General features: G+C 67.0%; 22 protein-coding genes. 13 read left to right on the top strand and 9 right to left on the bottom strand.

What is annotated here, in order from left to right:
• The first annotated feature begins 312 nt into the window (after positions 1–312).
• The 6 genes from NU688_RS26065 to rtcA all read left to right on the top strand — a co-directional run bounded on the left by NU688_RS26065 (position 313) and on the right by rtcA (position 5,593).
• A complete protein-coding gene (locus NU688_RS26065; protein WP_257863749.1) occupies positions 313–1,053 on the top strand; it encodes a hypothetical protein in 741 nt (246 codons plus the stop codon).
• Positions 1,054–1,122: 69 nt separating this feature from the next.
• Positions 1,123–2,349, top strand: coding sequence for an RtcB family protein (locus NU688_RS26060; protein ID WP_257863748.1), 1,227 nt, complete (start codon positions 1,123–1,125; stop codon positions 2,347–2,349).
• Positions 2,350–2,385: 36 nt separating this feature from the next.
• Positions 2,386–2,934, top strand: a complete 549-nt coding sequence (locus NU688_RS26055; protein ID WP_257863746.1) for a hypothetical protein — start codon at positions 2,386–2,388, stop codon at positions 2,932–2,934.
• Positions 2,931–3,620: a hypothetical protein gene (locus tag NU688_RS26050; protein WP_257863745.1), complete on the top strand. Its 690-nt coding sequence runs from the start codon at positions 2,931–2,933 to the stop codon at positions 3,618–3,620. Before NU688_RS26055 ends, NU688_RS26050 begins: the two co-directional genes overlap by 4 nt.
• A gap of 84 nt (positions 3,621–3,704) precedes the next feature.
• Entirely contained in the window at positions 3,705–4,559 is an 855-nt protein-coding gene (locus NU688_RS26045; protein ID WP_257863744.1) for a nucleotidyltransferase domain-containing protein, read from the top strand.
• Positions 4,556–5,593 (top strand): RNA 3'-terminal phosphate cyclase, encoded by a 1,038-nt coding sequence (gene rtcA, locus NU688_RS26040; protein WP_257863743.1) that lies wholly within the window; start codon positions 4,556–4,558, stop codon positions 5,591–5,593. The genes NU688_RS26045 and rtcA overlap by 4 nt, the downstream gene beginning before the upstream one ends.
• A gap of 22 nt (positions 5,594–5,615) precedes the next feature.
• Here rtcA and NU688_RS26035 read toward each other — a convergent pair whose 3' ends face one another.
• Positions 5,616–6,065 carry a MarR family winged helix-turn-helix transcriptional regulator gene (locus NU688_RS26035; protein WP_257863742.1) on the bottom strand — a complete coding sequence of 150 codons (450 nt, stop codon included), beginning with the start codon at positions 6,063–6,065 and terminating at the stop codon, positions 5,616–5,618.
• A gap of 74 nt (positions 6,066–6,139) precedes the next feature.
• On the opposite strand from NU688_RS26035, the gene NU688_RS26030 reads away from it, so the two are divergent.
• From NU688_RS26030 to NU688_RS26015, 4 genes are all read left to right on the top strand, one after another.
• Positions 6,140–7,129, top strand: coding sequence for a tripartite tricarboxylate transporter substrate binding protein (locus NU688_RS26030; protein ID WP_257863740.1), 990 nt, complete (start codon positions 6,140–6,142; stop codon positions 7,127–7,129).
• Between the two features lie 16 nt (positions 7,130–7,145).
• On the top strand, positions 7,146–8,117 hold the full coding sequence (locus tag NU688_RS26025) for an amidohydrolase family protein (protein WP_257863738.1): 972 nt from the start codon (positions 7,146–7,148) through the stop codon (positions 8,115–8,117).
• Position 8,118: 1 nt separating this feature from the next.
• A complete protein-coding gene (locus NU688_RS26020) occupies positions 8,119–9,330 on the top strand; it encodes a 3-hydroxybenzoate 6-monooxygenase (protein WP_257863737.1) in 1,212 nt (403 codons plus the stop codon).
• Between the two features lie 176 nt (positions 9,331–9,506).
• Positions 9,507–10,568, top strand: a complete 1,062-nt coding sequence (locus tag NU688_RS26015) for a maleylacetate reductase (RefSeq protein WP_257863736.1) — start codon at positions 9,507–9,509, stop codon at positions 10,566–10,568.
• A gap of 108 nt (positions 10,569–10,676) precedes the next feature.
• Here the strand turns inward: NU688_RS26015 and NU688_RS26010 are convergent, their stop codons facing one another.
• Both NU688_RS26010 and NU688_RS26005 read right to left on the bottom strand, forming a co-directional pair.
• Complete coding sequence (locus tag NU688_RS26010) at positions 10,677–11,063, bottom strand: helicase SNF2 (RefSeq protein WP_257863735.1); 387 nt, start codon at positions 11,061–11,063, stop codon at positions 10,677–10,679.
• Between the two features lie 116 nt (positions 11,064–11,179).
• Complete coding sequence (locus NU688_RS26005; RefSeq protein ID WP_257863733.1) at positions 11,180–12,850, bottom strand: adenylate/guanylate cyclase domain-containing protein; 1,671 nt, start codon at positions 12,848–12,850, stop codon at positions 11,180–11,182.
• Between the two features lie 29 nt (positions 12,851–12,879).
• Here NU688_RS26005 and NU688_RS26000 point away from each other — a divergent pair, with 29 nt between their 5' ends.
• Positions 12,880–13,617, top strand: a complete 738-nt coding sequence (locus tag NU688_RS26000; RefSeq protein ID WP_257863732.1) for a Crp/Fnr family transcriptional regulator — start codon at positions 12,880–12,882, stop codon at positions 13,615–13,617.
• Between the two features lie 15 nt (positions 13,618–13,632).
• Here the strand turns inward: NU688_RS26000 and NU688_RS25995 are convergent, their stop codons facing one another.
• The 3 genes from NU688_RS25995 to NU688_RS25985 all read right to left on the bottom strand — a co-directional run bounded on the left by NU688_RS25995 (position 13,633) and on the right by NU688_RS25985 (position 18,276).
• Positions 13,633–14,103, bottom strand: coding sequence for a DoxX family protein (locus tag NU688_RS25995; protein ID WP_257863731.1), 471 nt, complete (start codon positions 14,101–14,103; stop codon positions 13,633–13,635).
• A 124-nt stretch (positions 14,104–14,227) separates the two neighbouring features.
• Positions 14,228–15,157, bottom strand: coding sequence for a LysR family transcriptional regulator (locus tag NU688_RS25990; RefSeq protein ID WP_257863727.1), 930 nt, complete (start codon positions 15,155–15,157; stop codon positions 14,228–14,230).
• A 182-nt stretch (positions 15,158–15,339) separates the two neighbouring features.
• Positions 15,340–18,276 carry a hypothetical protein gene (locus NU688_RS25985; RefSeq protein WP_257863726.1) on the bottom strand — a complete coding sequence of 979 codons (2,937 nt, stop codon included), beginning with the start codon at positions 18,274–18,276 and terminating at the stop codon, positions 15,340–15,342.
• A 376-nt stretch (positions 18,277–18,652) separates the two neighbouring features.
• Here NU688_RS25985 and NU688_RS25980 point away from each other — a divergent pair, with 376 nt between their 5' ends.
• The gene (locus tag NU688_RS25980) at positions 18,653–19,498 is read left to right on the top strand and encodes an intradiol ring-cleavage dioxygenase (protein ID WP_257863725.1); all 846 of its coding nucleotides are present in this window, start codon (positions 18,653–18,655) and stop codon (positions 19,496–19,498) included.
• A gap of 109 nt (positions 19,499–19,607) precedes the next feature.
• On the top strand, positions 19,608–20,366 hold the full coding sequence (locus tag NU688_RS25975) for a sulfite exporter TauE/SafE family protein (protein WP_257863723.1): 759 nt from the start codon (positions 19,608–19,610) through the stop codon (positions 20,364–20,366).
• Positions 20,367–20,381: 15 nt separating this feature from the next.
• Here NU688_RS25975 and NU688_RS25970 read toward each other — a convergent pair whose 3' ends face one another.
• The 3 genes from NU688_RS25970 to NU688_RS25960 form a co-directional block, all read right to left on the bottom strand.
• A complete protein-coding gene (locus NU688_RS25970) occupies positions 20,382–20,741 on the bottom strand; it encodes a DUF1428 domain-containing protein (protein WP_257863722.1) in 360 nt (119 codons plus the stop codon).
• A gap of 70 nt (positions 20,742–20,811) precedes the next feature.
• The gene (locus NU688_RS25965) at positions 20,812–22,281 is read right to left on the bottom strand and encodes a DHA2 family efflux MFS transporter permease subunit (RefSeq protein WP_257863721.1); all 1,470 of its coding nucleotides are present in this window, start codon (positions 22,279–22,281) and stop codon (positions 20,812–20,814) included.
• 47 nt (positions 22,282–22,328) lie between these two features.
• Positions 22,329–22,748: a VOC family protein gene (locus NU688_RS25960; protein ID WP_257863720.1), complete on the bottom strand. Its 420-nt coding sequence runs from the start codon at positions 22,746–22,748 to the stop codon at positions 22,329–22,331.
• Positions 22,749–22,754 lie beyond the last annotated feature (6 nt).

The raw sequence follows: 22,754 nt of genomic DNA, 5'->3' as shown, positions 1-22,754 counted from the left end.
GGCGGAATGAAGCGTTTCATCGCCCCTGGTCACCTCTTTTTTTGTTTTGGGCACGCAGGCACAGAAGGGAGCGCCACTGCCAAAAATGTTTTGAATTGCCGGCAGCCTGGGTAAGACCAGGTACGGCGGGCAAGTCGGTCGACGAGCAAGGTTGAGGATGCAGGTGCTGGCTCCGATGACGGGTCTGTCACTGGCGCGCGTTTCCAATCGTCGACTGGGCCGCTGGACTCAAACACCACGGTCGCCGTATTGATGCGGGTTCGAATCCCGCCGTGTCCACCAATTGCGATAGAAAAGGGAAGAAGGAACGCCATGACCAACAAGAAGCCTGCGAGGTATCGGATGGAGGTAACTCGACAACAGCAGTCATCGACACTCGCGTCGATAGGCTTGGATCAAGCGCTGTACGCGAACGCCCTGCGTTATCTGTTCGACCGTCCCGTGCCCGCAGAGGGCGAGCGGGAATGGTATTGGGACTTGGATGAGCCCGAGTTCACCGCCACCCCATTGGAGTGGACTCACATTCAGACCGTGCTATTCGCCAATGCTGCTACCGATTTGACCCCCTACAGCGACGATCAGGTGGGCATGGGCTTGAACCTTGTGATGAGCAACAACGCCGGCGATATTCCGCTTATGGTCAATGACCCGTCTGTGCCTCTGGCTGAGGCAATGCGCATGATGCAGGTGTTTCCATGCCTCTGGCGCGACTGCATCGGGCCGCGTTTGAGCAAGGTGCACGAGTCGATTGGCAGCAGCCGCGACCGGCTGGGATTTGTTTGCTACATGTGGTTCGACGTGTGGCCCACGTTCTGGAATGCCAAGCATGTTCCCGAATGGCGCGACGCCATGTGGTTTGTGTTTTGCGAGATGCTGGCGATGCCTTGCCGCGAGGTGCAGGTCGCGGCGTTGCATGGCATTGGGCACGAGGGCCGCTATTTGCAAAAGCCCAAAGAACTGCAGAAGCGAATGGAAGAATTTATCCGCAACGTGCGGGATGACGACGAACTGAAAAGCTATGCCCAGGCCGCCGAAAGCGGAATGGTGCAGTGACTCAGCGAAGAAGATTGACGTCAGCGCCTGCACAAAAGCAGAAGAGAAAAGAAGAGAGCGAGAAAGAATATGACTGAACAGAACTACAAACTGCACGAAGTAGCCAACGGCGTCCCCGTGAAGATGTGGACGAACGGCGTGCCCGTGGAAGACGAAGCGAAAAAGCAGCTCGAGAACGCTGCGCGCCTGCCTATCGTGTTCAAGCACATCGCGGCCATGCCGGACGTGCATTACGGCATTGGCGCGACCGTGGGTTCGGTGATCCCGACCTTCAAGGCCATCATTCCCGCCGCAGTGGGCGTGGACATCGGCTGCGGAATGATGGCCTGCAAGACCACGCTCAACGCGCGCGACCTGCCCGACAACCTGGGCCCGCTGCGTTCGGCGATCGAGAAGGCCGTGCCGCACGGCTCGAACCCCAAGCGCATGGGCCGCGACAAGGGCTCGTGGGAAACGCCGCCCGATGAAACCGACGCCGCCTGGGCCAAGCTGGTGGAAGAGTTCGACCTGATCTGCGAGGACTACCCGCGCATCAAGAACACGAACAACCACAAGCACCTGGGAACGCTGGGTACCGGTAACCACTTCATCGAGGTGTGCCTCGACGAAGCGGGCGCGGTGTGGTTCATGCTGCACTCGGGTTCGCGCGGCGTGGGTAACGCCATCGGCACGCACTTCATCGAACTCGCGAAGAAGGACGCAGAGCTGCACCAGCGCAACCTGCCCGACCAGGACCTGGCGTACTTCGAGGAAGGCGCCCAGTACTTCGGCGACTACGTGCGCGCGGTGGGCTGGGCCCAGAAGTTCGCGCGTGCGAACCGCGAAGTGATGATGCAGCGCGTGGTCGCGGCCGCGCGCAAGGTCATCGCCAAGCCGTTCGAGGCGCACGTGGAAGCGGTGAACTGCCATCACAACTACGTGAGCCGCGAGACGCACTTCGGGCAAGACGTGCTCATCACCCGCAAGGGCGCGGTGAGCGCGAAGGCCGGTGAACTCGGGATCATCCCCGGAAGCATGGGAGCCAAGAGCTACATCGTGCGCGGAAAGGGCAACCCCGAGAGCTTCATGAGCTGCAGCCACGGCGCCGGTCGAAAGATGAGCCGTACCAAGGCCAAGAAGCTCTTCACCGTCGCCGACCAGATCGCCGCGACGGAAGGGGTGGAATGCCGCAAGGACGCCGATGTGATCGACGAGATTCCGATGGCCTACAAGGACATCGACGCGGTGATGGAGGCGCAGAAGGACCTGGTGGAGGTGGTTTACACGCTCAAGCAGGTGGTTTGCGTGAAGGGGTAAGAAGCCGTCCATCGAGGCCGGCACGAGAGGGCCAAGATGAAGATCGACGAAAGATGCATTCGGCAAACTGAGGCGGAGATGGCGCGCTTGAAGAATTCCTTGAGCGAGGCTTTCGGAAAGCGCGGCGGTTCCCCGTCCGCACGGGCCGCCTGGAAAGCGGCCGCGGAAGACTTCAATCGCTATGAGAGTCCGTTGTTCGCGTTGTGGAGCGACGAGGCGCGAGACGGGATTCTGCAAGGCAAGGGCGCATGGCGCGAAGGCGCGATGCGTTACCTTGCGTTGAGCCCACGGTTCCATCGGTCCGGCTATTTGCGCGATCGGTTGTGCCACCTGCTCAAGCGGTGCGAGTTGTCCGGCAACGAGCGCGAAGAGCTGCGAGGGATCCTGCTCGAGACCTTGGTCCGAAGGCCTTCGACGGGGCGATTTCGTCATGATTGCCAGCTTGCGGCGCGGTGGGCCGATGACGCATTCATCGCCCGCGTTCGCGAGCTGGTGACGCGCAAGGATGGATGGACGCGTGGACGCGCACAACGAATGCTGGATGTCGTCGAGCAGCGCAAAAGGCTGCGGAGCAAAGAATCATGAAAAAGAACATGCCAGGCCACGAGGAGATCAAGCTGCAAGTGCTTGCGCTGAAGGACGAGGCCGAGGTGGTCGCACTGCGCGAAACGCTGCAGCGCGTCGGCTCGGGCTTCGAGTTCGCTCTCTATGGTGTCGCTGTGGATGTCGGCAACGTCGGCGAGGTGCACCATCGCGCAGCGCTGCGCCTCTTGTGTGATGACATCGCAGCGTTCGCCGAGCGCTACCGGCAGGACGTGATCGCGCGCGATCCTTCGCTCGCTGCAAAGTTGAGCACGAGCCTTGTGTTCGATGTCGACGCCGCGCGCGCCAGGCCGCTCGATGCGTCGGCGGTGATTGCCGCCGAAAGCTTCGCGCCGCTGCACCGCGTCGTGTACACACGCGATCTCGCGGAGGTCTCGTGGTTCGAATGGTTCTGCCAGGCTTTTGGCGATCCGCCGTACACGCTGCATGTTGCTGACGAAGCCGAACGGGCGGAACTGTTTCCACGCTTCTGCCGATGCACGGGGCTGCTGCCGGACGAAGACGTCACCGTGCTCGACTGGGTCGGCAATCCGGAGCGCGAACCCGAACGCAGCACCTGGAGCGACTACTTCGACGACGGCAAGGAGTGGTGGGGCATCTGGTGCTTTACCGTGTGGAATCCGCGGCGGCGCACATTGGCGGTGGCGATGGCGAGCCAGACAGACTGAACGATTGACTGACCGACTGACCGACTGACCGACTGACCGACTGACCGACTGACAAAACGACAAACAACAACGAGATTTCGAATCATGCAGAAAGAAGAACAAAAGGAATTCCTCCGCTCCGCCCACCCGATCGACCCCGCCATGCGCGAGGAGGTCATGGCCAACCTGCGCGCCATCGAAGAGCGCCACAACGTGACCGTCCTCTTCGCCTGCGAATCCGGCAGCCGCGGTTGGGGCTTTGCCTCGCCCGACAGCGACTACGACGTGCGCTTCATCTACGTGAACCGCCTGCCGTGGTATCTCACGGTGACGCCGCGGCGCGACGTGATCGAGGTGCCGATCAGTGGCGACCTCGACATCAACGGCTGGGACCTGCGCAAGGCGCTGGGCCTGATGCGCGAGTCGAACCCGACGCTGCTCGAGTGGCTGCGCTCGCCCATCGTTTACCGCGACGATGCGGTGGCGATGCCGCGTTTTCGCGCGCTGTCGGAGGCGGTTTTCTCGAACGCCCGCGCGTGGCATCACTACAGCTCGATGGCGAAGAAGAACTTCCGCGAGCACCTGCAGGCCGACGAGGTGCGCTACAAGAAATACCTCTACGTGCTGCGCCCGTTGCTGGCCGCGCGCTGGATACGCACGCAGCCCGGCGTGCCGCCGATGCGCTTCGCCGACCTCGCGCAGCACACGCTCGATGCGGTGCGCGACGCTGCGCTGATCGACGAGATCAACGCGCTGCTCGAGGTGAAGATGCGCGCCGGCGAAGCCGCGACCAGCCCGCGCTGGCCCGGCATCCATGCGTTCATCGAAGCCGAGTTGGCGGCCAACGCGGCCGAGCCGATCACGCCGCTGCCGCAAGCCGAAGAGGCGGGGCTCGACGCGTTTCTTTACGAGACGGTGCTGCGCTTCGACGCGGCCGCACACCAAGGAGGCCGCGCATGATCGAACTCGACGGTTCTCAAGGCGAAGGCGGTGGCCAGATCCTGCGTACCAGCCTCGCGCTGTCGGTGGTGACGGGCCAGCCCCTCGCCATCGAGAAGATCCGCGCGGGCCGCGCCAAGCCCGGCCTGATGCGCCAGCACCTTGCGTGCGTGAAGGCCGCAGCCGAGATCAGCGGCGCGCAGGTCGAAGGCGCGGAGCTCGGCTCGCAGTCGCTGCGCTTCGTGCCCGGCCCGGTGCGCGCGGGTGACTACCGCTTTGCGATCGCCAGCGCAGGAAGCTGCATGCTGGTGCTGCAGACCGTACTGCCGCCGCTGCTGCTGGCCGGCGCGCCGAGCACGGTGCACCTGAGCGGCGGCACGCACAACCCGATGGCGCCGCCGTTCCATTTTCTGGAGCGTGCCTTCGCGCCTCTGGTGCGGCGTCTCGGTGCCGATCTGCAGCTCATGCTGCGCCGCTGCGGCTTCTACCCGGCGGGTGGCGGCGAGGTCGAGGCGACCATCGTGCCGGCCGCGGGTGCGCTGCAGCCTTTCGACCTGATGGCGCGCGGTGCGCAGCAGTCGAGCTACGCGGAATGCCTGGCGCCGGGCCTGCCGCGCCATGTGCCGACGCGCGAGCTCGACACGCTGGGCGGCGCGATGGGCTGGTCCGGCGAGCAACTGCGCTTCGGCACGGCGCGGCAGAACGAAGGCCCCGGCAATGCGCTGATCGCCACGCTGGCCTATGAGCATGTCACCGAGGTGTTCACGGCCTTCGGTGAAAAGACGCTCAGTGCCGAGCAGGTGGCGCATGGCCTGGTGAAGGAGCTGCGCGCGTTCCAGAAGAGCGAGGCGGCCATCGGTCCGCACCTGGCCGATCAGCTCGCGCTGCTGATGGCACTGGCCGCATGGCAGAGCCGCAAGCCCGCTGCATTCACCTGCAGCGAGGTGACGGAGCACACGCGCACCAACTGCGCGGTGATCGAGCGCTTCCTGCCGGTGCGCTTCGCGATCACCGAGAGCCGCGCGGCCTCGACGGTGCAGGTCTCGCCGGCCTGATGGAAAGAAGACGCCCGCTCGCTCAGGCGAGCGGCGTCGCGTTGGCGTACAGGCGCAGCAGCATCGCGCGCAGCGTCTTCACCTCGGCCGCGCTGAAGTCCGAGGTCGCCACCGCTTCGTAGTGCTGCGCGAGCGGAATCAGATCGCACGTCAGCGCCAGGCCGCGCTCCGTCAAATTGATGCGCACTGCGCGCTTGTCGGTGTCGCATTTCTCGCGTGCCATCAATTCATGCGCCACCAGCCGGTCGACGATGCGCGACAGCGCCGACAGGTCGGTGGAGGCATGCGTCGCCAGTTCCGACAACGTCTGCCGCGGCGTGTGCTGCAGCGACGCGCACACGCGCCACTCGCTCAGGCTGAGCCCATACGGTTTCAACGCCTTCGCAAAGGCGTTGCCCATGCGGGCACCGGCGCGTGCAAGAAGGAACGGGATGGCCTTTTCGAGGTCGTGATCGGGGGATAGGGTTTTCATCTGGACGTGCTTGATTATTCAAGTATATAGTCCGCCGCAATTGCTTGAATAATCAATCAAAAACGGAGATGACCATGAACCTGGAATCCACGCGCCGAGGCGCCATCGCGGTGATGCTTTCTCTTCTGTCGGCAGCGCCTCTGGCGCATGCCCAGAGTGCCGCTGCCAAGTGGCCGGCGCAGGCCGTGCGTTTCATCGTGCCGTTCCCCGCAGGCTCGGCGCCCGATGTGCTGATCCGCCATGTGGGCGCCAAGCTCGGCGAGAAGTGGGGACAAGGTGTGATCGTCGACAACAAGCCCGGCGGCAGCGGCGTGATCGGCATGAACGCCATTCTCGCGGCGCAGAGCGACGGCTACACCTTCGGCTTCGTGCAGGGCTCGGCCATTTCCGTCGCACCGAGCACGATCAAGGGCGTGACCTACGAATTCAACCGCGACTTCGTGCCGGTCACGCTCGCAGCCGTCGCGCCCTTCATGCTCGCGGTGCCTGCGAACTCGCCCTACAAGACGCTGGCCGACTTCATCGCCGCTGCGCGCGCCAAGCCGCAGGGCATCGAGGTGGCCGACAACGGCCGCGGCACGGCGCCGCACCTGGCCTCCGCGCTGCTCGGCCTGCAGTCCGGCGCGCAGTTCCTCGAAGTGCACTACCCCGGCGGCGCACAGGCCATGCAGGCCACGCTCGGCGGTCAGACCCAGATGATGGTCGAGACCTACAACGTGGTCGCGGGCAACGTGCAGGGCGGGCGCATGCGCGTGCTGGCCAGCATGGGCGATCGCGTCGAGGCCGGGCTGGAGTCGTTCCCGCTCGCGAGCAAGACCGTGCCCGGCGCGGTGGCGCATGGCTGGTTCGCGGTGATCGCGAAGAAGGGCGTCGATCCGCTCGTGCTCGCCAAGCTCAACAAGGACATGAACGAGGCGCTGCTGCTGCCCGATGTGGTGGCCAAGTCGCGCGAACTCGGCACGTATCCGCGCCCCGGCACTCCCGAACAACTGGCGCGCTACATCGCCGACGACCGCAAGACCTGGCAGGACGTGCTGGACAAACTCAACATCAAACCGGAGTGATTTCCCAATGAACCCCATGAAAAACAAAATCGCTCTGGAAGAGCATTTCGCGATCGACCTCACGATCGCCGACTCGCAGGTCTACGCCCGCCCCGAGGTGTGGCAGGGTCTCAAGAGCAACCTGCTCGACTTCGAGCAGCAGCGCCTCGCGCAGATGGACGAGTGGGGCACCGAGTTCTCGATCCTCTCGCTCAACTCGCCGGCGGTGCAAGGCATTCCCGATGCGAAGCGCGCCATCGAGGTGGCGCAGCGCGCCAACGATGTGCTGGCCGAGCAGGTCAAGCGCCACCCCGCGCGCTTCGGCGGATTCGCCGCGCTGCCCATGCAGGACCCCGAAGCCGCCGCGCGCGAGCTGGAGCGCTGCGTGAAACAGCTGGGCTTTCACGGCTTCCTGGTCAACGGCTTCTCGCAGGTGGGCGACGAGAACACCGTCGTCTACTACGACGATGCGCGCTTCAACGATTTCTGGATCGCTGCCGCCGCGCTGAAGAAGCCGTTCTACATGCACCCGCGCGATCCGCTGCCGAGCCGCGAACCGATCTACGACGGCGCGCACTGGCTCACCGGCCCGACCTGGGCCTTCGCGATGGAAACTGCGATCCACGCGCTGCGCCTCATGTCCAGCGGCATGTTCGACCGCCACCCGGCGCTGCAGATGATCCTCGGCCACTTCGGCGAAGGCATTCCGTTCAACATCTGGCGCGTCGACCACATCCTGCGCAAGGGCCGCCGCGGCATGCCCTGCGACAAGGAGATCGGCGAGTACCTGCGCAGCAACGTGCACATCACCACCAGCGGCAACTTCCGCACACCGACGCTGCTCTCGACGATGCTCGAGGTGGGCTCGGACCGCATCATGTATTCGGTCGACTACCCATTCGAGAAGCACGAGGACGCGGCCCGCTGGTTCGATAAATGCGAGATCAGCGAGAACGACCGGCAAAAGATTGGTCGCGACAACGCCCGCAAGCTCTTCGGCTTGAAGTGACATGAGCACGCAGAAAGACACCCGCCCCGTGCTCGTGGCCGGCGGTGGCATCGGCGGCCTCGCCGCCGCGTTGGCCCTGGTGCGCGAGGGTTACCGCGTGAAGGTGATCGAACAGGCCGGGCAGATCGGCGAGATCGGCGCCGGCATCCAGCTGAGCCCCAACGCCTTCGCGGCCTGCGACGCACTTGGCGTGGGCGAGCACCTGCGTGCCAAGGCGGTCTACACCGAAGAGATGGTGATGTTCGATGCCATCGATGCGAAGCGCGTGGCGAGCATTTCGCTGTCGGACCAGTTCCGCGCGCGCTTCGGCAACCCCTATGCGGTGATCCACCGCGCCGACATCCACGGCGCGCTGCTCGAAGGCGTGAAGCAGACGACCGAAGGCATCGAGTTCCTGACCTCGACCAAGGTGGTGCACATCGAGCAGGACGACCACGGCGTGACGCTCATCGACGCGCAGGGCGGCCGGCACGAAGGCCAGGCCGTGATCGGCTGCGACGGCGTGCGCTCGGCGGTGCGGCAGCAGTACGTGGGCGACGGCATCCGCGTGTCGGGCCACGTCGTGTTCCGCGCAGTGGTCGACACGGCCGAATTTCCCGAGGCGTTGCGCTTCACCGCGCCCTGCATCTGGGTCGGCCCCAACTGCCACCTGGTGCACTACCCGCTCAAGGGTGGCGACAAGTTCAACATCGCAGTCACCTTCCACAGCGACCAGCCCGAAGAATGGGGCTCGATGGACGGCGACCCGGCGGAGGTGCAGCGCTACTTCCGCGCGACCTGCGAGCAGGTGCAGCAACTGCTGCGCATTCCGAAGGCGTGGAAGCGCTATTCGACGGCCGACCGCAACCCCATCGAGCAATGGACCTTCGGCCGCGCGACGCTGCTGGGCGATGCGGCGCACCCGATGGTGCAGTACCTCGCGCAGGGCGCCTGCACGGCCTGCGAAGACGCGGTGACGCTGGGCCTCGCGCTGCGCCGCGAAGGCGGTGACTGGCCGCGCGCACTCGCGCTGTACGAACGCTCCCGCGTCGCACGCACCGCGCGCGTGGTGCTGTCGGCGCGCGAGATGGGCCGCATCTATCACGCCAAGGGCGTGGAGCGCCTGGTACGCAACAGCATGTGGAAAGGCCGTCCGCAAGAACGCTTCTACGACGCGCTCGAATGGCTCTACGGCTGGACGGCCGCTACCTGCCTCGACGAGGCGACGGCGTGAAGCCTTTCCGCCATCCCCCAGAACCGGCGGCAACGACAGCGACTTCTCGCGCTCGCGCTGAGCGGAAAACTCCTTTCCGCCCGCGCGGTTGAACGGACTGCGCGCCGCGGGGAAACTCGCGGCGTCGTACCCTGCGCCGGAAATGCCCGTGCGCTGCCCCAAGGAGAGAGCCCGCGATGTCCGTCCAATCCTTCGTCTACAACAGCGTTCCCCAGCGCGTGGTCTTCGGTGCGGGATCGCTCCAACACCTGGCGCGCGAGATCGATGCACTCGGCGCGCGCCGCGCACTGGTGCTCTCCACGCCCGAGCAGCGCCCGCAGGCCGAGCGCATCGCCGACATGCTGGGCGCGCACGCGGCTGGCGTGTTCGACCGGGCCGTGATGCACGTGCCCATCGAGACCGCGCGCGAAGCAAGGGAGGTGGCACAACGCCTGGGCGCCGACTGCGCCGTGGCCATCGGCGGCGGTTCGACCACGGGCCTGGGCAAAGCCATCGCGCTCGACTCGGGCCTGCCGATCCTCGCGATACCGACCACCTACGCGGGCTCCGAGATGACGCCGATCTACGGCATCACCGAAGCCGGCATGAAGAAGACCGGCAAGGACTTCAAGGTGCTGCCGCGCACCGTGATCTACGACCCCGAGCTCTCGCTGACCTTACCCGTGGGCATGAGCGTGACGAGCGGCATCAATGCCATCGCGCATGCGGCCGAAGGTCTCTACGCCACGGATGCGAATCCGATCATGGACCTGATGGCGCAGGAGGGCATCGCCGCACTGGGCCGTGCGCTGCCCGCGATCCGCGCCTTTGCAGAGGATGCGGGCGCGCGCAGCGACGCGCTCTACGGCGCCTGGCTCTGCGGCACCGTGCTCGGCAACGTCGGCATGGCGCTGCACCACAAGCTGTGCCACACGCTGGGCGGCAGCTTCAACCTGCCGCATGCGGAGACGCACACCATCGTGCTGCCGCATGCGCTGGCCTATAACGCGGCGGCCGCCCCCGACGCCATGGCGCGCATCGCGAAGGCATTGGGCGGAAGCAATGCGGCGCAGGCCGTGTTCGACCTCGCGCGCGACAACGGCGCACCGGTCGCGCTGCGCGACATCGGCATGAAGGAATCGGACCTCGATGTGGCCTGCGCGCACGCGCTGCAAAACCAGTATCCCAATCCGCGCCCGCTGGCGCGTGATGCGATTCGTGCCTTGCTGCAGAACGCCTGGGAGGGTGTGCGGCCCTGAGCCGCTGTTTCCTGGCGTCCGGCATGCAGGAAAAAGCCGGCGCCCGCTTTCGCAAGGGCCGGCTTGAATGTGCGAGCCCGCCGAAGCGGGCGGGGTGCTGCGAACCGCTTACAGCGGCAGCGCATCGCCACGGGCGGCAGCGCGGGCGGCGGCACGCACCGTGGCGCGGTCGATGGTGCTGGCCACCAAGGGTGCGACGCCCGACGAAGCGCCTTCGGCGTACGGGTTGTCGCTGTGCGCGGCGGCAACGGCTTCGGCGCGGACCGCGGCGCGGCTGGTCGACGAAACGATGGTCGAGGCCGAGCCGGCGTTGGCGCCCTCTGCATAGGGGTTGTCGCTGTGCGCGGCCGCCACGGCTTCGGTGCGCACGTCGGCGCGGCTGGCTTGCGAGGCGATCGAATGCACGCCTTCGTAGGTTTCGGCGTGTACGGCACCCGCTGCGCCCAACATGGCGAATGCGGCGGCGGAAAGAGCGATGAGTTGCTTGGTGTTCATGATGAAAGTCCTTCGGATGACTGCTGTGTGGGCGGCGGACATTCGTCGTTGCCACGGGATGCAGTGTGAAATCGCATCGTGGTTCGCGCTGTGCGTTTGCGCACCGCTTTCGTCAACTAGGCGGGAAGGATTCCGGCTTGCGGATACAGCACCTGAAGCGGTTCGGAGCGGCCTCGCACGGTGAGCGTTTCGCATGCGCCCATCGTGTCCGCAACGCCGGCCTGCTGCGCAGCGAACAGCGAGACGACGAGGCGCGATACGGCCGTCTTCGAATGGTCCTGCAAACGGCTCGCGGTGTTCACCACTTCGCCGATGGCGGTGAAGGTGGTGGTCTCCAGGTAACCCACTTCGCCGACCGCCGCGCGCCCCGCATGCAGGCCCATGCCGAACTCCAGGCGCTGCCCGAACTGCGCCTCGAAGCCTTCGCTCCACGCGTCCATGCGCTGGGCGATCAGCGTGGTCGCATGCAGGGCCTGCCGGCACGCGGTGGGCAGGTCGCACTCGAGCCCGAAGATCGCCATCACGCTGTCGCCGATGAACTGGTTGGGCACGCCGCCGCTCTCGCGCACGGCTGCGCCGACGGTGGCGAAGTAGCGGTCGAGCACGTAGGCGAGGTCGAAGGGCCACTGCCGCTCCGAGAGCCCCGACCAGCGGCGCAGGTCGACGAACAGGATCGCCACGTCGCGCTCGCGCCCGAAGTTACCGACCGGTGCGGGCCGGCCCCCGTTGGGCAGCGGTGCGAAGAGCGGCGTGACCTCGATGTCGCCGCGCGGGCGCAGTTGGCAGGCCAGCCGCACGTCGGCCGGCGCGCGCACGCGCTCGAGCGTGCGCTGCTCGTCGCGGCCCGGCACGCCGATGTGTTCGGCCGCGCCGACCACGCGCACGCGGCAGGTGGAGCAACGCGCGCGGCCGCCGCAGATCGACACGTGCGCGATGCCGTGCGAGCGGCTCGCCTCCAGCACGCTCCAGCCGCGCGGCACCTGCACTGTGCGATCGGGGTAGCGCAGCGCGATGGACGGCTGGCGCGAAAGGCGCGCGAACCAGTTGCGTCCCCAGCGTGCCGAGAGCAGCGCGAGCAGCGCCAGCGCGTAGAGCCACTTGAGGTTGCGGTCCGCCGCGGCGATCGCCTGGCCCTGCGCGGGCGTCGGCACCGGCACGGTCGGCACGCCGGTCCACTGGAACTCGCGGCCGATCGAGATGAAGCCCATCGCCGCCGTGAGCGGCAGCACCACCGCGAAGGCCAGCAGCAGGTAAGAAAAGCGCCGGTAGGTCGGCTTGGCCCTCAGCGCGAAGTGCAGGCCGAGGCAGCCGTGGCTCCAGGCCGCGAGCATCAGGCTGAACTGCGCGGCCGCGCCCGGCAGGCTCCACAACCCCCAGACCACGCGGACGTAAGAGCCGTCGATGCCATAGGCTTCGTAGGCACCGCGTATGGCCGTCAGGTGGGTGGCGATGAGCAGCGGCAGCGCAAAGCCCAGCAGCACGCGCAGGCCTTCGAGCGGAGGCATGCGCAGGGTGCGCCGCTCCCACAGCGCGACCACGGCCAGCGCCAGATGCGTGAAGGCCGCGCCGTAGAGCAGCACGGTGCCCGGCAGGCTGTGCCAGAACTTCTGCGCGACGCGCAGCACGCTCTCGGCAAGCTCAAAGGAATAGATGCCCAGCGAATGGTTCAGCAGGTGAACCGTCACGTAGCCCATCAGCACCAGCCCGCTCGCCCAGCGGAGATTGCGCCGTGTCGGCGGTCTCAGCGAAAAAGGGGAAGAAGGGGGTGGCGGGGAACGTCTGTCCATGAACGGGTTCGAAGCGGCACCCGAGCATAATGCGCGCGCTCCCACCGACCGGCATGGCCACACCCGAACCCACTCCTCGCTCCAGCCTTGCGCTGCGCCAGATCGCGCTGCTCGAAGGCCTCTCCGACCAACGCCTGGACCTGCTCGCCCAGCAGTGCCTGTGGCACAGCGTGGAGGCCGGCAAGCCGTTGCTGCTGCGCGCTGAGCAGCAGGGCGAGGTGTTCCTGCTGGTCTCGGGCCGTGTGCGGGTGACGACCTATTCGGCCAACGGCCGGCAGGTCACCTTCCGCGATGCCGAAGCAGGCCAGTACTTCGGCGACATCGCCGCCATCGACGGCGGCCCGCGTTCCGCCGACGTGGTCACGCTGGAGCCCAGCGTGGTCGCCAGCCTCGATCGCCCCGCCTTCATGGCGCTCCTCCGCGACGAGCCGCGGGTGGCCGAACGTGTGATGCAGCGGCTGGCTTCGCTGGTACGCCAGCTCTCCGAACGCGTGATCGACCTGAGCACCCTCGGCGTGCAGAACCGGCTGCATGCGGAGCTATTGCGGCTTGCGCGCTCCGCCGGCGTGGAGGGCAACGAAGCCCGTCTGGAGCCGGCCCCCAAGCACGCGGCGCTGGCCAGCCAGATCAGCACGAACCGCGAGCAGGTGACCCGCGAGCTCAATGTGCTGGTGCGCAGCGGCGTGCTACGTAAGGACGGCAAGGCGCTGCTGGTGGCCGACGCCGCCCGCCTGGAACTGATGGTCTCCCAGGTGCGCGGCGATTGAGGCCGAGTTTCCGGATCAGTTCCAGCGTCCGCTCGTCCCGCCGACGCTGAAGCGGCCCGCGCCCAGCAGCACCACGGTCAGCGCGCCGAACAGGTACAGGCCCTGCAGTTCCAGCGCCCAGCCGCCTTGTTTGGTCAGCGCGAACAGGTCGGCCATGTGCACGAGGCCGAGGGCCACGATCATGTTGATGACGATCACGCCGGCGGCGGCGCGGGTCCAGTAACCGGCCAGCAGCAGCAGCGGCGCGACGATTTCACCGACATACACGAGGTAGGCGAGGCTGCCCGGCAGTCCGGCCTTGGCCAGCATGCCGCCGATGAAGCCGACGCCGGCCGAGAGCTTGAAGATGCCGTGCAGCAGCACGAGCACGCCGATGGTCACGCGCAGCAGCAACTTGCCGGCATCGTCCAGCGCGGCGGGGGAGGGGGACGTGAACGACGACGATGCGATCGGCGCACGCGGGGTGTTGGCAGCTACGGTGTTCATGGCAGATCCTTGGAACTTGAAAAAGGAAGGGTCCGCCACGGAGTGCGGCGGTTGCGGTTCCAGTGTGCGGATCTGCCGGAAAGCGGGATGTGCGTAAACGCACATCTTTTGGTGAATGGCGCGATCAGTGGGCGCCGAAATGGCTGGTCCACTTGCGCTCGTAGTCCATTTTCTGGAAGTGAGCGGCCATGAAATCGATGAAGCTGCGCACCTTTGCCGACAGGTGCTTGCGGCTCGGGTAGGCCAGGTTGATCGCCAGGTGCGGCAGGTCCCAGTCGTCCAGCGTGGGCACGAGGCGGCCGGCCACGATGTCGTCGTAGACGATGTAGGTCGGCTGCACCAGGATGCCCATGCCGTCGAGCGCGGCGGCGCGCAGCACCTGGCCGTCGTTCGATTCGAGCAGGCCGGCGACCGACACCGTGTGCGTCTCGCCCTTGCGCGTGAAACGCAGCTCGTTCGGGTTGTTGGCGTGGGTGTAGATCAGCAGCTTGTGCTGCTTCAGGTCGTCCAGCGTCTTCGGGAAACCGTGCTGGGCAAAGTAGCGCGGCGCCGCCGCGAGGATGCGCCGTGTCTCGCCCAGCCGGCGGATCGTCACGTTCGAATCGGGCTCGTATTCGCGCGTGCGGATCGCCACGTCGATGTTGTTGTCGATCAGGTCGAAGTAGCGGTTGGCCGCTTCCACATGCACCATCACGCCTGGATAGCGCTGCGTGTACTCGCGCAGCAGCGGCGCGATGTGGTGGATCGAGAACGAGAGCGAGGCCGTGATGCGCAGCACGCCGGTCGGGTTGAGCGCGGTGGCGTTCACCGTCGATTCGGCATCGGCCAGGTCGGCCAGGATGGTCTTGGCGCGCACGCAGAACTCGCGGCCGGTGTCGGTGAGGTAGAGGCGCCGCGTGTTGCGCTCCACCAGCCGCGCACCCAACCGGGCTTCGAGCGCGCTCAGGTGGCGGCTCGCGGCAGCGTTCGAGAGGCCCAGCGCCTCGGCCGCACGGCTCAGGCTGCCGGCATCGGCGATCTGCACGAGCAGGGCGATTTCGGTCCAGCGGTCCATGGCGGGTGTGTGTCTCCGAGGGCTTGGCTTGTGGTGGCTGACTCCGGCTTTTGCTTTGCCGGGCCACCGAGCCGGTGATTCTAGGAGGCCGCCCCATGCGCCGCGATGGCCGCAGCGCACGCAAAAAAAGAGGGACCGTCGCCGGTCCCTCCTTGTCTCTTCGTGCCGTCCGCGCGGCGGGATCAGCCCAACAGGCCGTGCAGGATGTTCGTCACCGGCGACACCGCGTGGTCGACCAGGCTGGTGATCGGGGTCACGACCTCGGTCACCAGCGGGGTGACTGCTTGCCCGACGCCTTCCACCACGCTGACCACAGGCGCGAGCGCCGAGCCCGCGCCGGCCAGGATGTCGGTCACGGGCGCCGCCGCACCGGACACCGCGTGCGTCACGCTGGCCGCGATCGGCTCGATGGCTTCGGTGAGCGACGAGACCGGCTCCAGGATGTTGGCCGCCGGGCTGTTGCCGCCCAGCAAGCCGCCGAGCAGGTTGCCGACGAGGCCGTCCTGGCCGAGCACGCTGCCGAGCAGACCGCCGTCGCCGCCGAGCAGGCCGCCGACGATGCCGTCTTCGCCAAGTACGCCACCGAGGAGACCACCGTCGCCGCCGAGCAGGCCGCCGACGATGCCGTCTTCGCCGAGTACGCCGCCAAGGAGACCACCGTCGCCGCCGAGCAGGCCGCCGACGATGCCGTCTTCGCCGAGCACGCCGCCGAGGAGGCCACCTTCACCGCCGAGCAGGCCACCGACGATGCCGTTTTCGCCGATTACGACGCCAAGGAGACCGCCGTCGCCGCCGAGCAGGCCACCGACGATGCCGTCTTCACCGAGCACGCCGCCGAGGAGACCACCGTCGCCGCCGAGCAGCCCACCGAGCAAGCCGTCGTCGCCGAGCAGGCCGCCAAGGAGACCGCCCTCGCCACCGAGCACACCGCCCAGGAGACCGTCCTCACCCAGCACACCGCCGAGCAGGCCGCCATCACCTCCGAGCAATCCGCCCAGGAGGCCATCGTCGCCCAACAGGCCACCAAGGAGACCGCCGTCGCCACCAAGGACACCACCCAAGAGGCCGTCGTCACCGAGAAGGCCGCCAAGGAGACCACCGTCGCCGCCGAGCAAGCCGCCCAGCAGGCCGTCATCACCCAGGACACCGCCAAGGAGACCGCCCTCGCCACCCAGCACGCCGCCGAGGAGACCACCGTCGCCACCGAGCAGGCCGCCAACCACGCCGTCGGGTCCGAGCAGGCCGTCCACGAGGCCACCCTCACCGAGCAGTCCGCCGGAGAGACCTTCGCTGCCCAAGAGGCCGGCAAGCGCGCCGTCTCCGCCGAGCAATCCACCAACGAGTCCGTCGTCGCCAAGCAGGCCGCCCACCAGGCCGTCGTCGCCGAGCAAACCACCGAGGAGGCCGCCGTCGCCACCGAGCAGACCGCCCAGCAGGCCGTCGTCACCCAGCACGCCACCGAGGAGCTCGCCTTCACCGCCGAGCAAACCGCCCAGCAGACCGTCGTCGCCGAGGATGCCGCCGAGGAGACCGCCGTCGCCGCCGAGCAGGCCGCCCAGCAGGCCGTCGTCACCGAGCACGCCGCCGAGAAGACCGCCGTCGCCGCCAAGCAAACCACCCAGCAGGCCGTCGTCACCCAGGACACCGCCGAGGAGGCCACCATCGCCGAGCAAGCCGCCCAGCAAACCGTCGTCACCCAGCAGTTGTCCGACCAGACCGTCGTCGCCCAGCAGGCCGCCGAGCAAGCCGTCGTCGCCCAATAGGCCTTCGAGCACCTGGCCGACCACGCCGTCGTCGCCGATCAAACCGTCCACGAGGCCGTCGATGCCCAGGCCAGTGGTCACGCCGCCGAGCAGGCCGTCGCTGCCGAGCACGTTGTCCAGGATGTTGCCGAGCGCATCGGTCAGGTAGTCGACCTGGCCGATCAGCGAATCGACGAGTGCATCCGTCAGTCCGTTGCCCAGCAGGCCGTCGACCACGGGAGTCAGCACGCCGCCGATGTCCACGAGCACGTTCTCGACCGTGTCGTCCACCGGATCGAATTCGTTCGGATCGTTGGCCGTGAACTCGCTGCCCGCGATCGGCGAGAGCACGTTGTCCACCAGGTCCGTCAGGCCATCGACCGTGGGCATCAGCGACCCCAGCGTGCCGGACGAACTGGAAGCAGCCCGGGCCGCGGCCGCGCCGCTTCCGCCGCCCAGACCGAGAAGGTCGTCCAGCGCGCCGACCAGATGGCCGACGGCGCCGTCGCCTGGATCGAGCAGATGGTCTCCATCGGCATCCGCGTCGGCATCTGCATCGGCATCTGCATCAGCGTCCGCATCTGCGTCTGCGTCTGCGTCTGCGTCTGCGTCTGCGTCTGCATCTGCATCTGCATCTGCATCTGCATCTGCATCTGCATCAGCGTCCGCGTCGGCATCAGCGTCCGCGTCTGCATCAGCGTCCGCGTCTGCATCTCCGTCCGCATCCGCGTCGGCATCTGCATCCGCATCGGCGTCCGCGTCGCCGTCGCCGATGCCCGGAACGAGGAAGGGAACACCGCCGCCATCGCCGCCACCACCACCGCCGAGCGCGGCGCCGAGCGCGACAGCGCCCAGCGCGCCGAGGGCGAATTCACCCAGTCCGATGCCGCTGCCGCCCGCGGCCTTCTTGGTCACGGCCACGGCTGCGGCGTCCGCATCGCTGTCGGCCGGCGTGACCTCCAGGTTGCCGGCGGCCACGTCAACATTCACCTGCTCCAGGCCGCCGGGCAGCTTGGTCGATCCGATGGTGGCGTCGGTGCCGCCTTCGAAGACGCCCGAGAGCGGCGCCTTGTTGATTGTCGAGCCGGGGAACAGCACGTTGGCATGGCCGCCGTCGGGAACGATCACGCGGTCGCCGGCCATCAGGCTCTGGCTGCCGTCCACCGGAATCCGCACGCCGTCGCGCACGACCACCGTGCCGGGCGTGGCGTTGGACAACGAGCCGAGGCTCACAGGTCCGGAGGGCGCCGCTGTCGTCGCGGCCGCACCCATGGGCGCGATCGGCGTGACGCTGGCCTGGGCCAGGACCACGGGGGCCGCACCGTTGTCGGCAGATGCCGGGATCGAGCCGATGGGGGCTTGGGCGGTGGTGATCATGGCGACCTCCTCGTGGAAAAGTAAACACAAAGCGCAACATGCGTGCCGCCTTTGCGAGAGGTCTTCGCCGCACTCGCCACAAGCGAGCTATGTGATTGATTTGAAAAGGGTTTCCTGCATCGGGAGGGGCAGGCTCCGGGCTGTGCGGCGGCCTGCTTTCGCGATTCGTTACGTAACGCGGCGCACTTTTTTTCCGGAACGCCGGCCGCATCGACTGGTGATGCGCGGTGGCCGATGGCACGACCGTTCCGCTGGGCGGAAAAATCATTTGCGCCGTGGCGCTTCCGGGGGCGCGGTGCGCGGCCTACAGTCCGCAGCACCCCAAAAGGCACGACACGACAGACACGGCGACGGCAGGAACAAGGAGACAGCCACGATGCGCAACCTCAACCAGGACAACATCACCCAGGCCGTGCTCGCGCGCCTGGCCGACACGCCCGATGCGCGGCTGCACGAGATCCTGACCAGCCTCGTGCAGCACCTGCACGCCTTCGCGCGCGAGGTGAAGCTCACCGAGGCCGAGTGGTTCCAGGGCATCCAGTACCTGACCGCCACCGGCCAGAAGTGCGACGACAAGCGCCAGGAATTCATCCTGCTGTCGGACGTGCTGGGCCTGTCGATGCTCACCATCGCGATGAACAACGGCAAGCCGGACGGCTGCACCGAGGCCACCGTGTTCGGGCCCTTCTACGTCGAAGGCGCGCCCGAGTACGAGCACGGCGACGACGTGGCCAACGGCGCCGCGGGCGTGCCCTGCGATGTGTACGCCACGGTGCGCGGACTCGACGGCGAGCCGGTGGCCGGTGCGGTCGTCGACGTGTGGCAGGCCGACGAAGGCGGCCACTACGACGTGCAGCACGCGGGGCTCGACCATGCCGAGAATCGCGGCCGCCTGCGCACCGGGGTCGATGGCGCGCTGCACTTCCGCAGCGTGCTGGCCGAGGCCTATCCGATTCCGGTCGATGGCCCCGTGGGCGACCTGCTGCGCGCGACGAACCGCCATCCGTGGCGGCCCGCGCACCTGCATTTCAAGATCGAGGCGCCGGGCTATGAAAACCTCATCACCCATGTGTTCCGCGAGGGCGACAAGTGGCTCGACTCCGACGCGGTGTTCGCGGTGCGCCAATCGCTGGTCGCGCCGTGGAAGCAGCAGAGCGATGGGCGCTGGCGCCTGGATTTCGACTTCGTGCTGAACCCGCTGAAGCAGACCCAGCCCGCCTGAAGAAGAACGACGATGGCGCGCTCCGCCGCCGCGAGCGCGCCCCGGACCATCCTGCTACGCTCGCCCAGCCTGCCGTCACCGCAGGCTTTTTTCTGCGCCCGTCACACCCATGGTCTTCCCCCTCATCACCGACCCGCATTTCTATGCGGTCGCCGTTCCCGCCGTGCTGTTGCTCGGCATCAGCAAGAGCGGCTTCGGCGCCGGCTTCGGTTCGCTCGCGGTGCCCCTGATGGCGCTCGCGGTCACGGTGCCGCAGGCGGCGGCGATCCTCATGCCGCTCTTGCTGCTGATGGATGTGCTGGGAATCGCCGCGTTCCGGCGCGACTTCGATCGGTCGCTGCTCAAGTTCCTGATTCCGTTCGGGCTGATCGGCACGGTGGTCGGCACGCTGCTGTTCCGCGTGCTGCCGGCGCACACGGTGGCGGGCATCGTCGGCGTGTTCACGCTGCTGTTCCTGGCGCAGCGGTTCGCGTTTCCGCCCAAGTCCGACGATCCGCTGCCCTCGCGCGGCGTGGGCGCGGCGCTCACGGTGGTGTCGGGCTTCACGAGCTTCATCGCGCATGCGGGCGGGCCGCCGATCAATGCCTACGTGATTCCGCTCAGGCTCAAGCCGGTGGTGTTCACGGCGACGATGGCGTACTTCTTCTTCGTGGTGAATCTCAGCAAGTGGATTCCCTACGCATGGCTCGGCCTCATCGACCTGCGCACGCTGGCCACGTCGGTGGCGCTGATGCCGCTCGCGCCGCTCGGCGTGTGGGTGGGCATCCGGATCGCGAGGCGCATCGATGCGACGTGGTTCTATCGCTTCGCGTATCTCGGGATGCTGCTCACCGGCCTCAAGCTCGTCTATGACGGGTTCATCGCCTGAGGCCTGCGCGTCGGGTCAGAGTTCCACGATTGATTTGAAGCCGCCGAAGATCATCCGCTTGCCATCGAACGGCATCGTCTTCGGGTCGATCGCAGCGATGCGCGGGTCGGCCATCACCTTCTTGTTGACCGTATCGCGGTGCTTGCGCGACTTGTAGACGATCCACGAGAAGGCCACGGTTTCGTCGGCCTTGAGCTTCACGCTCTGCGGAAACGAGGTGAGCTTGCCGGGCTTCACGTCGTCGGCGATGCACTCCACGTACTCGAGCGCGCCGTACTCCATCCAGACCTTGCCGGCCTTGCGTGCGAGCTTGCGATAAGCCTCGACCTTCGCTGTGGGAATGGCAACGATGAAACCGTCTACATAGCGGGCCATGGGAGATCTCCTGAATGAAAGATAGAAACGTTGAAGGAAAAACAGCGGCGGCTGCATGGCGTCGTGCTCGTCACGACGCCGATTCGCTCGCCGCCCCGCGGGGTGCCGCTTCTTCGTTGTTCTGCATTTGCGCCGGCGGTGCGGTGCGAAGCAGCAAGGCCCCGATCAAACCCGCCAGTGCCGCGAACACGGCGCCGACGAGAAACGCAAGGTTGTAGCCACCGGTGAGCGCGAGCGGCATCTGCGCGCCGGCCGCTTCCATCGAACCGGTGCGCGCCGCGGCGGCGCTGGCCAGCACGGCCAGGCCCAGGGCGCCGCCCATCATGAAGGCGGTGTTGACCACGCCGGAGGCGAGGCCCGAATCGGCGGGATCGACCTCGCTCATGGCCGCGAGCAGCACCGGGTTGAACGCCATGCCCGCACCCAGGCCGAGCAGCATCATTCCGGGCAGCACGTCGACGACAAAGCTGCCGTTGACCGGTGCGCGCGCGAACAGCGCCAGCCCGATGGCCGCGAGCCACAGTCCGGCCGCGAGCGGCTTGCGGATGCCGAAGCGCATCACCAGCTTGGCCGAGAGGCCGAGCGAGAACACCGCCATGATGATGTTGGCCGGCAGGAAGGCCAGGCCGATCTGCATCGGCGAGTAGTTCAGCACCAGCTGCATGTAGAGCGCCGAGATGAAGAACCACGCGAACATCGCCGCCGCCCACAACACGCCGACCACGTTGGCGACCGACACGCTGCGCAGGCGAAAGAGGCCGAGCGGCATCAGCGGATGCTCGACGCGCGCCTCGATGGTGATGAAGCTGGCCAGCAGCACCACCGCCGCGCCGAGCAGGCCCAGCGTTTGGGTGGAGCCCCAGCCGGCCTCGTTGCCGTTGACCACGCCGTACACCGCGAGCATGAGCGAGAGCGTGACTGTGACTGCACCGGCCACGTCGAGCTTTTCGCCATGCGCCTGGCCGCGCGCGTTGGGCAGCAGCGCCACGCAGAGCGCGTACACCGCCACGCCGATCGGCAGGTTCACCAGGAAGATCCAGTGCCAGCTCAGTGAACTCGTGAGCAGCCCGCCCAGCAGCACGCCGATGCTGCCGCCGCCCGCGCACACGAAGCCGTAGACGCCCATCGCCTTCGCGCGGTCGGCCGGTTCGGTGAAGAGATTCATGATCAACGAGAGCGACACGGCCGAGACCACCGCGCCGCCCAGCCCCTGCACCGCACGCGCGGCGACCAGCAGGACCTGCGAGTTGGCAAGGCCGCAGGCCAGCGAGGCGACGGTGAAGAGCACGAGGCCGATCAAAAAGAGCTTGCGGTGGCCATACAGGTCGCCGAGCCGGCCCCCGAGCAGCAGGAAGCCGCCGAAGGTCAGCATGTAGGCATTCACCACCCACACGAGCGAGGTCTCGGTGAAGCCGAGGTCGGTGCGGATCGAGGGCAATGCCACGTTCACGATCGTGGTGTCGAGCACGATCATCAGGACGCCGAGGCAGAGCACCATCAATGCGAGCCAGCGCTTCCGGTTGTCGAGTGTTTCGGTCATGGGGTGGGTTCCTGAGAAGAAGTCGCCGATGCGGCGTTCTGTTCTTGTTAGACCAGCGGCTTGCCGCCGTTGATGAGCCAGGGGGTGCCGAAGCGGTCGGTCACCATGCCGAAGCCTTCGACCCAGAAGGTCTTCTCGAAGGGCATGGAGACGGTGCCGCCTTCGGCGAAGGCATCGAACACGCGGCGCCCTTCGGCGACGCTGTCGAGGGTCAGCGCAACGCCGAAGCCCTTCATGCCCTCGTAGGTCTGGCCTGGCATGGTGTCGGAGGCCATGAGCATGCCGTCGCCGTAGGCAAGGGAGGCATGCATGATCCGCTTCTTGGCGTCGGGCGGCATCTGCTCGGTGTCGGGCGCTTCGCCGATGGTCATCATCATCTGGATGGTGCCGCCGAGGGTCTTTTCGTAGAAGCGCATGGCTTCCTGCGCGTTGCCGTCGAAGGTGAGGTAGGCGTGGATGGGGGACATGGTGGT

Origin of the sequence: Variovorax sp. ZS18.2.2 (assembly GCF_024701975.1) — a bacterium.
In the GTDB taxonomy this organism is placed as follows: Bacteria; Pseudomonadota; Gammaproteobacteria; order Burkholderiales; family Burkholderiaceae_C; genus Variovorax.
The sequence above is the reverse complement of the archived record's forward strand: the minus strand, read 5'-3'. Positions and strand labels throughout refer to the sequence as shown.

Bases quoted from the DNA above. Each gene is read 5' to 3' on its own strand.
- NU688_RS26065 (WP_257863749.1), top strand. From the start codon at position 313: ATGACCAACAAGAAGCCTGCGAGGTATCGGATGGAGGTAACTCGACAA.
- NU688_RS26060 (WP_257863748.1), top strand. From the start codon at position 1,123: ATGACTGAACAGAACTACAAACTGCACGAAGTAGCCAACGGCGTCCCC.
- NU688_RS26055 (WP_257863746.1), top strand. From the start codon at position 2,386: ATGAAGATCGACGAAAGATGCATTCGGCAAACTGAGGCGGAGATGGCG.
- NU688_RS26050 (WP_257863745.1), top strand. From the start codon at position 2,931: ATGAAAAAGAACATGCCAGGCCACGAGGAGATCAAGCTGCAAGTGCTT.
- NU688_RS26045 (WP_257863744.1), top strand. From the start codon at position 3,705: ATGCAGAAAGAAGAACAAAAGGAATTCCTCCGCTCCGCCCACCCGATC.
- rtcA (WP_257863743.1), top strand. From the start codon at position 4,556: ATGATCGAACTCGACGGTTCTCAAGGCGAAGGCGGTGGCCAGATCCTG.
- NU688_RS26035 (WP_257863742.1), bottom strand. From the start codon at position 6,065: ATGAAAACCCTATCCCCCGATCACGACCTCGAAAAGGCCATCCCGTTC.
- NU688_RS26030 (WP_257863740.1), top strand. From the start codon at position 6,140: ATGAACCTGGAATCCACGCGCCGAGGCGCCATCGCGGTGATGCTTTCT.
- NU688_RS26025 (WP_257863738.1), top strand. From the start codon at position 7,146: ATGAAAAACAAAATCGCTCTGGAAGAGCATTTCGCGATCGACCTCACG.
- NU688_RS26020 (WP_257863737.1), top strand. From the start codon at position 8,119: ATGAGCACGCAGAAAGACACCCGCCCCGTGCTCGTGGCCGGCGGTGGC.
- NU688_RS26015 (WP_257863736.1), top strand. From the start codon at position 9,507: ATGTCCGTCCAATCCTTCGTCTACAACAGCGTTCCCCAGCGCGTGGTC.
- NU688_RS26010 (WP_257863735.1), bottom strand. From the start codon at position 11,063: ATGAACACCAAGCAACTCATCGCTCTTTCCGCCGCCGCATTCGCCATG.
- NU688_RS26005 (WP_257863733.1), bottom strand. From the start codon at position 12,850: ATGGACAGACGTTCCCCGCCACCCCCTTCTTCCCCTTTTTCGCTGAGA.
- NU688_RS26000 (WP_257863732.1), top strand. From the start codon at position 12,880: ATGCGCGCGCTCCCACCGACCGGCATGGCCACACCCGAACCCACTCCT.
- NU688_RS25995 (WP_257863731.1), bottom strand. From the start codon at position 14,103: ATGAACACCGTAGCTGCCAACACCCCGCGTGCGCCGATCGCATCGTCG.
- NU688_RS25990 (WP_257863727.1), bottom strand. From the start codon at position 15,157: ATGGACCGCTGGACCGAAATCGCCCTGCTCGTGCAGATCGCCGATGCC.
- NU688_RS25985 (WP_257863726.1), bottom strand. From the start codon at position 18,276: ATGATCACCACCGCCCAAGCCCCCATCGGCTCGATCCCGGCATCTGCC.
- NU688_RS25980 (WP_257863725.1), top strand. From the start codon at position 18,653: ATGCGCAACCTCAACCAGGACAACATCACCCAGGCCGTGCTCGCGCGC.
- NU688_RS25975 (WP_257863723.1), top strand. From the start codon at position 19,608: ATGGTCTTCCCCCTCATCACCGACCCGCATTTCTATGCGGTCGCCGTT.
- NU688_RS25970 (WP_257863722.1), bottom strand. From the start codon at position 20,741: ATGGCCCGCTATGTAGACGGTTTCATCGTTGCCATTCCCACAGCGAAG.
- NU688_RS25965 (WP_257863721.1), bottom strand. From the start codon at position 22,281: ATGACCGAAACACTCGACAACCGGAAGCGCTGGCTCGCATTGATGGTG.
- NU688_RS25960 (WP_257863720.1), bottom strand. From the start codon at position 22,748: ATGTCCCCCATCCACGCCTACCTCACCTTCGACGGCAACGCGCAGGAA.